This is a genomic window from Candidatus Enterococcus wittei, assembly GCF_002140175.1.
Classification (GTDB): domain Bacteria; phylum Bacillota; class Bacilli; order Lactobacillales; family Enterococcaceae; genus Enterococcus_B; species Enterococcus_B wittei.
Genome location: NZ_NGMO01000001.1, coordinates 16,852 through 26,374 on the forward strand (window position 1 = coordinate 16,852; position 9,523 = coordinate 26,374).

9 protein-coding genes are annotated in these 9,523 nt (G+C 37.8%); 8 read left to right on the forward strand and 1 reads right to left on the reverse strand.

Translation table 11 applies throughout. The annotated features are described in order from the left end of the window. The first annotated feature begins 16 nt into the window (after positions 1 to 16). The 8 genes from A5844_RS00055 to A5844_RS00090 all read left to right on the forward strand — a co-directional run bounded on the left by A5844_RS00055 (position 17) and on the right by A5844_RS00090 (position 8,887). Positions 17 to 637: a hypothetical protein gene (locus tag A5844_RS00055; RefSeq protein WP_256924504.1), complete on the forward strand. Its 621-nt coding sequence runs from the start codon at positions 17 to 19 to the stop codon at positions 635 to 637. A gap of 442 nt (positions 638 to 1,079) precedes the next feature. Then, a complete protein-coding gene (gene trpX, locus A5844_RS00060; protein WP_086283039.1) occupies positions 1,080 to 2,105 on the forward strand; it encodes a tryptophan ABC transporter substrate-binding protein in 1,026 nt (341 codons plus the stop codon). Next, positions 2,102 to 2,983: an ABC transporter permease gene (locus A5844_RS00065; protein ID WP_086283040.1), complete on the forward strand. Its 882-nt coding sequence runs from the start codon at positions 2,102 to 2,104 to the stop codon at positions 2,981 to 2,983. The genes trpX and A5844_RS00065 overlap by 4 nt, the downstream gene beginning before the upstream one ends. Before the next feature lie 2 nt (positions 2,984 to 2,985). Beyond that, on the forward strand, positions 2,986 to 3,756 hold the full coding sequence (locus A5844_RS00070) for an ABC transporter ATP-binding protein (protein ID WP_086283041.1): 771 nt from the start codon (positions 2,986 to 2,988) through the stop codon (positions 3,754 to 3,756). Positions 3,757 to 3,958: 202 nt separating this feature from the next. Further along, positions 3,959 to 4,825: a shikimate dehydrogenase gene (locus A5844_RS00075; RefSeq protein ID WP_086283042.1), complete on the forward strand. Its 867-nt coding sequence runs from the start codon at positions 3,959 to 3,961 to the stop codon at positions 4,823 to 4,825. Positions 4,826 to 4,930: 105 nt separating this feature from the next. Beyond that, the gene (locus tag A5844_RS00080) at positions 4,931 to 6,076 is read left to right on the forward strand and encodes an LCP family protein (protein WP_086283043.1); all 1,146 of its coding nucleotides are present in this window, start codon (positions 4,931 to 4,933) and stop codon (positions 6,074 to 6,076) included. 238 nt (positions 6,077 to 6,314) lie between these two features. After that, the gene (locus A5844_RS00085; RefSeq protein ID WP_086283044.1) at positions 6,315 to 8,498 is read left to right on the forward strand and encodes a type IA DNA topoisomerase; all 2,184 of its coding nucleotides are present in this window, start codon (positions 6,315 to 6,317) and stop codon (positions 8,496 to 8,498) included. Positions 8,499 to 8,569: 71 nt separating this feature from the next. Continuing rightward, positions 8,570 to 8,887 (forward strand): hypothetical protein, encoded by a 318-nt coding sequence (locus A5844_RS00090; protein WP_086283045.1) that lies wholly within the window; start codon positions 8,570 to 8,572, stop codon positions 8,885 to 8,887. A gap of 89 nt (positions 8,888 to 8,976) precedes the next feature. Here A5844_RS00090 and A5844_RS00095 read toward each other — a convergent pair whose 3' ends face one another. Continuing rightward, on the reverse strand, positions 8,977 to 9,450 hold the full coding sequence (locus A5844_RS00095; protein ID WP_086283046.1) for a GNAT family N-acetyltransferase: 474 nt from the start codon (positions 9,448 to 9,450) through the stop codon (positions 8,977 to 8,979). Positions 9,451 to 9,523 lie beyond the last annotated feature (73 nt).

Below are 9,523 nucleotides of genomic sequence, written 5' to 3' on the forward strand. Positions count from 1 at the left end.
ATCAAAGAGAGTTGTTATGAAAAAGAAGGTGTTTATTTTGGTAGAAGAGATTAAAAAGCAAGTAATAGAAAAATATGAGGAAATTTTAGAGAAATTTGATTTAGATCCAAAAAAATATTTCAGGCGAGCGGGTTATTATTTGCTGTGTTCGATTTTGGTCACCATTGGAATGTTTTATTTCCCTGGGAAGATTCGAGAAGCTCAAGTATCCAGTATAGTTTATTCTTCGATTCATTCCGAAAAGTTACAGCCAATTCCAATCGATAGTGCTAATTCATTTATTAAAGAACAAAAAGCGATTTCTGTATTATTCAGTTTACCTAAAGGCGAAGCATATGAGAAGGTCATGGCGTTGTTTGATGATCCAGTAAAAATCAACGAACTCAACCGCCCCATCTTTTTCTACCCTCTGATTTATGACGTCCAAGAGTTGGAAGATACTTATGGAATCAAGAAAGATGAAGTGACGATCATTTTTTTTGATGGCGGGAAAGAAAAAAATCGGATGACTGTAACAAACGAATCTGATAAGACGTTACGAAAAACATTTATTCCCGAATTAAATCGTTTACCTTTGACAAAAATCAAACAATTAGAACAAGAAATGGAAACAAAAACTACCCAAAGTAAAGACTGATCGACTACTAAAATAACCACTTTGATTTTATCTACTAAAATAAAATTAAAAAATAAGTTGACGAAGGAAATAAATTCGATTAGACTTAAGATAACATTTAGAGAGAGGATGGTCCAAGATGAACTTATCAAAGCAATTTTTATTCGAACATAAAAATAATTGGCGTAACTGGCGTAGATAAGTTGTATCGTGGACGAACTTTTTCGTAGATACAACTTTTTAGAGTACACATTCGTACGATTCTAAAGCTTGTATCTATGCTAGGACAATGTAATTGACTACCGCATAGATCTCATCTATGCGGTTTTTTGTTTCTTAAAAGACAATGACCGTAAATATGCGGTGATTGTCTTTTTTTATAAGTTTGTTCCAACATACACGTTCAGTAATATGCTCATTTTTATATTCAAAGTAATACATAAAACATAAAGGGGAAAGCAAGATGAAAAATAAACGATTAATAACAGTGATTGCGCTTATTTTGATTTATTTAACAGGTACATTTATCTATGAGACAGTCAAAGAACCTTCCAGACCAAGTAGCACGAATGAGAAAGAAAAGACGGTGGTTGGCGTCTTACAATTTGTCAGTCATCCTGCTTTAGATGAGATTTACCGTGGGATTAAAGATGGCTTGAAAGAATCTGGGTTAGAAGAAGGGAGAAATCTAGAGATCAACTTTCAAAATGGTCAAGCCGACCAAAGCAAGTTAGCCACAATGAGTCAGCAACTTGTCCAACAAGATCCCGATGTCTTAATAGGGATTGCAACGCCAGCGGCACAGGCCTTAGCTAACACAACTTCCTCTATTCCTTTAGTTTTAGGAGCAGTGACTGATCCGGTCGGTGCTGAGTTAGTCCAAAGTATGAATAAACCAGGGGGAGATATTACAGGAGTTTCTGATCAACCACCAATAGAAGCACAAATCAAATTAGCAACTGAGATTCTGCCAGAAGCAAAAAAAGTTGGAATTTTGTATGCCTCCTCAGAAGATAATTCGCGTTATCAAGTTACCCAAGCAGAGGAAGCTGCTAAAAAAGCAGGACTTACTTCTGTCAAATATGCGGTTCCTTCTACCAATGAAATTGCCCAAACAGTTCAAGTGATGAGCCAAGCAGTTGATTTCATTTATGTGCCGCTGGACAACACGATTGCCAATGCGATGCAAACAGTGGTGAAAGAAGCAAACAAAGCACAAATCCCAGTGATTCCTTCTGTAGATACAATGGTTGAACAAGGTGGTTTGGCAACTATTGGTATCAATCAATATGATTTAGGTGTTCAAACCGGAAAAATGGCCGCTTCTCTTGCCAATGGCAAAGAACCAGCATCAACACCAGTTTATGTTTTCGATGAAGGAACGGTCATTATCAATGAAGAGCAAGCCGCTTTATTAGGGATTACGATCCCTGATAAGATAAAAGAGGAAGCAACGATGGTGACAGAAACGAAGGAGGAAGAAGAATGATCGTATCAGCAATTTCACAAGGGATGCTGTGGGCAATTTTAGGATTAGGGATTTTTATGACCTATCGGATCCTCGATTTTCCAGATATGACTGCAGAAGGTTCTTTCCCATTGGGAGGCGCCGTATGCGTAACGGCGATTACTCACGGTGTAACACCCTTACTAGCAACAATCCTTGGTGTATTAGCAGGGATGGCAGCAGGTTTGGTCACAGGTCTTCTTTATACCAAAGGGAAAATCCCAGTGATCTTAGCCGGTATATTAGTGATGTCAGGATTAAATTCAGTTATCTTATTCGTGATGCGTACGCCGAACCTTTCATTACTGAACTCTCCAGTCTTGCAAGATGTTTTCCAACGTCTCCATCTACCTGACTATTTTGATATTGTCTTATTAGGAATGATCTCATTAGGGCTTTTGATCAGTATTTTGATTTTCTTCTTTAATACGGATTTAGGACAAGGATACATTGCGACTGGAGATAACGAGACAATGGCACGTTCATTAGGAATTAAAACGGACCGTATGAAAATATTAGGACTGACACTTTCTAATGGTGTCATTGCATTATCTGGTGCTTTGATTGCGCAAAACGATGGCTATGCCGATGTGAATAAAGGAATCGGAGTCATTGTGATCGGCCTAGCATCTATTATCATTGGTGAAGTGGTTTTCCATGAGTTGACACTGATCGAACGTTTGTTAGCAATTGTGGTAGGGAGTATTATTTATCAATTGCTGATTCTAGCAGTTATCAAATTAGGGTTTGATACCACGTACTTGAAATTATTCTCAGCAATCATTTTAGCTGTTTGTCTGATGATCCCTCAAGTGAAACAAGCATTGAAATTAAAAACGGGATTTGAAAAGGAGGTCTGAAGATGACAGCAATCATCACGATAAAGAATGGACGAAAAGTAGTAAATAATGGGTTGCATGAAGAAAAAGTACTTTTAGATGATATTCAGCTGACCATCAACGAAGGTGATTTCATTACAGTCTTAGGTGGTAACGGAGCTGGGAAAAGTACCTTGTTCAATACGATAGCAGGTACTATACAATTGAGTCAAGGAGGAATCTATTTTAAAGATCGACTGATCACAAAAGAGTCAGAAGAAGCCAGAGCCTCTTTCCTTTCCCGCGTGTTCCAAGATCCAAAGATGGGTACTGCTCCACGGATGACAGTGGCTGAAAATCTATTGTTAGCACAAAAAAGAGGTGAAAAACGCACCTTACGATTGCGCCAGTTGAAAACTCAAAAAGAGCAATTTTATCAATTATGTCAAGAAGTGGGGAATGGACTAGAACAACACTTAGATACCCCTGCTGGAGAATTATCTGGTGGCCAACGACAAGCACTAAGTCTGCTGATGGCTACGATCAAAGCCCCAGAATTGCTGTTATTAGACGAACACACGGCAGCACTGGATCCAAAAACAGCTAAATTATTGATGACGTTGACGAATCAGCGGATCACCGAGCAAAAATTAACATGCCTGATGATTACCCATCGGATGGAGGATGCTTTGAAATATGGTAATCGTCTCCTTGTTCTTCAAAAAGGTAAGATTGTAAAAGACCTAGGAACAGAAGAAAAACGTGCGCTTTCCATGAGTGATTTGTTACAATTTTTTGAAGAAGTTATTGATTGAAATAAGTTTCGTTATATCTTCATTTGACAAGGCTCTTTTCTTCATCTTATACTTTAGAATAACTGATAAGATGAAATGATCATGTAGAAAAGAGCTTTTATACTTTTATTAAGAAGAAAAATGAACGATGAATGTCGCTTGTTTATTCGCTTTTATCGGTGAATAGACACGGCATTTTTTAATAGATAGAGGAGGCGTTTCGATGATTTCCGGAAAAACAAAACTTGCAGGGATCTTTGCATCTCCTGTGACTCACAGCTTGTCACCAAAGATGCACAATACTGCTTTTGCAAAATGCGGAATTGATGCGGTCTACTTAGCATTCGATGTTGATCAAAAGAATTTACTAAAAGCTGTCGAAGGCATACGGACATTCCATATGTTAGGTGTAAACCTTTCTATGCCAAATAAGACTGCAGTGATTCCTTATCTTGATGGATTAAGTAAAGAAGCGGAATTGATCGGTGCAGTGAATACGGTAGTCAATCAAGATAACCGCTTGATCGGATATAATACAGATGGTATGGGTTTTATGCGTTCAGTCGAAGAAGCCGGTCTCACGGTCAAAAACAAGAAATTAATGGTATTAGGAGCTGGTGGTGCGGCCAAAGCAATCGTTGTCCAAGCCGCTTTAGATGGTGGAAGAGAAGTAGTCATCTATAAACGAAAAAATGACACCTTTGCATCCGTTCAAGCGTATTTTAAAAATGTCGCTGAACAAACCAATTGTTCGATCCATGTATACGACTACGAAGACGAAGTACAAATGAGAAAAGACAGTCAATCTTCAGACATCTTAGTAAATGCTACGGATATCGGGATGGGTAATAAAAAAGAGTTGACACCGATTGATAAAGCAATGCTTCATGAAAAACTGGTAATCTTTGATTTGATTTACTCACCTCAAGAAACCCAGTTATTGAAGGAAGCTAGAGCCAACGGTTGTGAAAGCCAAAATGGTTTAGGGATGTTGTTATATCAAGGAGCTATTGCTTTCGAACTTTGGACAGGGCAAGAGATGCCAGTTTGTGAAATACGTGGTATGATTGATGGCTCATCGACTCATTAAGATCCTGTCATTCCTAATTTTTTATTTAATCTGATGACATCTTGCTGTTATTTGTCTAGAAGTGTCGTATCATTACTTATCTGTATGAAACAAGGAGGAACAAAGATGAGTCGGATGGAACGTCATAAGAACGTCCATAAAAAAGCGAAACCTTTGAAAGAGGAAAATAAGCCATTTTTTTGGCGACGAAATAGGAAACAACAAAAAACGAGTGAATACCAAGAAGAAACTCGTATCTACCAAAACAAAGTGGATGAATATTCTCATGGCGAATCAAGTAATTATGCTACTTATGAGGAGCAACGACAAGAAAACAATGAAATTGGGAAGAAGAGTTTTTTCCAGAAGAAACACCCTCGTAAAAAACGTTCGTGGGGGCGTATCCTGTTAGGGTTATTATTATTTTTGATGGTTTTTTCGATCATTTCTTTTTTTATTGGAAAATGGCTGGCTGAAAATGATAAAAGTTTAGCGCCGGCTACTACTGAAACCTTTCATGGAGAACAATCAACAAGTGGTGCCCATAATATACTGATTTTAGGCAGTGACACACGTGGGGAAGATGCAGGACGTGCAGATACGATCATGGTGTTGCAATTAGACGGACCTGCTCATAAACCCAAGCTGATCTCTTTTATGCGTGATAGCTTTGTCACCATCCCAGGTGTAGGAGAAAACAAGATTAACTCTGCCTATGCGTATGGCGGAGCTGAGTTAGTACGACAAACGTTAGTAGAAAATTTTGGAATCAACTGTCAGTATTACATGAAAGTCGATTTTAAATCTTTCGAAAAAGTGATTGATGCTCTTTTCATGAATGGGGTTTCGATCACGGCAGAAAAAGATCTGAATCTTGATGGTGTGGACATCAAAGAGGGGAAACAACGAATGGATGGTCATGTTCTTTTGCAATATGCTCGTTTTCGAATGGATGAAGAAGGCGATTTTGGACGTGTCAGAAGACAACAACAAGTCATGAATAGCATTTTCAGTCAGTTGAAAAATCCTTTGAATTTGATCAGAGCGCCTTATGCTGCAGGTAAAGCGATTGGTTATACTTCTACGGATGTGCCTGCTACTTTCTTGTTAAAAAATCTTTTCTCCATCGCACGTGGTGCAGGCGGGATCGATCGGTTAAGCGTACCAGTCGAAAACTCATGGAGTTATGGACAAAGTGATTATGCCGGTAGTATCTTAGTGATTGATAAGCAAATGAATCGAGAAAAAATCAGCGAATTTTTGAGTAAATAAGTATAGTCTAGAAAGGAAGAGTTGGAATCTATAGGTTCCAGCTTTTTTATTTATTTTTAAATAGCTAGGAAAATGTTTTAAGAATAAAAATGAGAATAATCAAAAGTATAACGAGTTTTCCTTATTTATTAGAAATATCCTGATCGGACGGGCTTTTTTTGATTGATTTTGCTTAATATATTGTCAAATGCGAATAGATGTTCCATAATAAGAAAGTCGGATCAAAGGAGGGTAAATAATGAAAACAGTCATCTTAGCTGAAAAACCATCTCAAGCAAAAGCATATGCGGAAACTTTCAAAAAAAGAAAAAAACAAGATGGCTATTATGAAATCAGCGATCCGTTATTTCCTGGTGAAGTGACGATTACCTATGGATTTGGTCACCTAGTAGAGATGGTTCCTCCTGGTGAATATGAAGAACGATGGGCAAAATGGTCATTAAATAATTTGCCGATTTTTCCGGAAAATTTTAAATATACTGTACCTGCGGATAAACGGACCCAGTTTGCCATTGTCAAGCGTCAACTTCAATCAGCCGATACAATTATCATTGCGACGGATAGCGACCGTGAAGGAGAAGCGATAGCATGGTCTATCATCCAGCAAGCAAAGGCGTTTACTAAGAAAAAACAATATTTACGTTTGTGGGTAAATTCATTAGAGAAAGAAGCGATCTATGAAGGTTTCAAGCATTTGAGACCGGCGGAAATGTTTTTTTCCAAGTATAAGGAAGCACAAGCTCGACAACACGCCGACTGGTTGATTGGGATGAATGGCAGTCCTTTATACAGTCTTTTACTCCAACAAAAAGGAATCGACGGGAGCTTCTCTTTAGGCCGTGTCCAGACTCCTACGCTTTATATGATCTATCAGCTACAAGAAGAAATCCGCCGTTTTAAGAAAGAACCTTACTTTGAAGGAGAGGCACAAATCAAAAGTCAACAGGGACAATTTTTAGGGAAAATTGAGCCAAAACAAACATTCAAGACTGCTGAAGAGCTTGTGTCTGCTATTGAAAAGCAAGGGGCGCATCTAGGAAAACAAGAAGGTCGGATTCTTCAAGTAACAAAAAAAGAAAAGCAACAAAGTAGTCCACGTTTATTTTCTTTATCGAGTTTGCAATCAAAGATGAATCAACTGATGAAAGCCAGTGCGAAAGCAACCCTTGATGCGGTACAAGGGTTGTATGAAAGCAAATTTTTAAGTTATCCACGAACAGATTCTTTTTATATTACAGAAAATGAACATCAGTACCTCGTTCAACATTTGCAACGCTATAAAGAATTTCTAGGGATTAGTGATGTAGTAACGCCGGAGACTTACGCGAAAAAAAGATACGTTGACGCAAACAAAGTACAAGAACACCATGCGATCATTCCTACTAAGACGATTCCTACGAAAGAAAGATTCGCTAAATTATCCCGCTTGGAACAAGCAATCTACTTGCAAGTCATGCGTACCACGCTTGCTATGTTTGCTGAAAATTATCGCTACGAAGAAACAGTTATCTTAACAGGTGTGAACGAATTACGCTTGAAAAGCATCGGGAAACGTCCAATCAATCAAGGCTGGCAAGCGATTTTAACGGCGAAAAGTAAAAAAACGACTGAAGGACAGCTATTACCTGAAGTATTTGAAAATGAGCCTGTAGTGGTGGATTTACGAAGCCTTGAAAAAGAGACTCAACCACCAAAACCTTATAACGAGGGTACCTTGATCACTGCGATGAAAACAGCTGGAAAAACACTAGATAATGAAGAAGCACAAGAAATTCTTAAAGAAGTCGAAGGAATCGGTACAGAGGCAACACGGGCGAGTATTATAGAAAACTTAAAACAACGCCATTATATCGAAATCAATAAAAATGATATCCGTGTGACAGCAAAAGGAATCACTTTATGTAAAGCAGTATCGGGAGAGTCTTTATTGACAAGTGCAGAGATGACCGCACGCTGGGAAGCTTACTTGAAAAAAATCGGTAATCGAGAAGGGAAGCCGGAGGTATTTTTAGAAAACATCAAAAAATTTATTCTTCATTTATTAGAAGCTGTTCCAGAACAAGTTCAAAAGGTCGACTTAAAAGAGGAACAGGAGGGACTGCGGCAAATCCAAGTGTTGGAAAAGAAGAACGATCAATTAGGGACTTGTCCGAAATGTAAGAAGGGGATCGTGATGTTTTACCCAAAAATTGTCACATGTTCAAATAAAGAATGCGATTTTAAATTATGGCCGACTGTTGCTAAAAAGAAGTTAACCAAAACGAACTTACGAGAACTGCTTACAAAAGGGAAGACTAGTAAAGTAGTCAAAGGATTTACTGGTAAGAAAGGGAAGTTTGATGCGGTATTAATCCTCAAAGATGATTTATCGCTAGGATTTTCATTTCCTTGGATGGAGAAAAATCAACAAAAAGAAAAATGAGAATAAGAATATTTATTCCGAAAAGTGTAGATTGTTTTAATAATTAACTAACAAAACAAGGAGTTAATAACGTGAAAAAAGTGAATTCAATGTTGAACTATTTGATGGGAATCTTGATGCTGATAGCAGCTTACCAATCCTTGATAAAATATCCGGAATATGGAACAAAATTATTGGCGATTACCAAAGACCCGACAACCTATTCGCCAACGCTGATCGTATCTACGCTCACAGCAGCAGCAAAAAGTGCTACCTATTTTTTACACACGACTTCGAATATGTTTAAACGTAAAAAACAGCGAAAGCAATTACTTTTAGTACTTTCTGCTGCACTTATTATCTATTTCTTACCCGTTTTGACTCAATTCTTCCATAGTTACTTTGGGTGACTCTCAAAGCTAACAGCAGTAGAGGAGATCAATCAAATAAACGTAAACAGAGAGGGAGTGTCTTTTATACTTTTCCTCTCTGTTTTTTCTTATAGTTTCTTTATATACCAGATATCCATCGCTGAGTGTTCAGAACCTTCAAGAGGGGTAGACAAGGATTGGAACCCAAATTTTTCATATAATTTACAAGCAGCAGCTAGCTCTTTTCTTGTTTCTAAATAGCATTGATCATAGTATTCAGAGGCAAAATACAAAGCCGTATTCATCAGTAGATTGGCAATGCCCAGTCCCTGAACTTCTGGTTTTAAATATAGTTTTTGTAATTCACAGATCTTTGCTTTTTCGTCAAAAGGCGCAATTCCGATTCCACCAACAACTTTTTGATCGATTTCAACCACCCAATATTTTCCATGCGGTAGTTTTTGATAAAAATCAAATAAATCATTCAATTGCGGATCGAAATACGCTGTTCCTTCAATCGCTAACCCAACGGATTTCAGTGAGCTTTGGATGATTTGTTTGACCTGTTGATTATCTTTTCGTTTCATTTCTCGAATCAGCATGCTAAAAACTCCTTTTGTTAGAATAAATAAAGTTAAATCATCGTAATATAAAATTTATGGATAGTCAATCTTA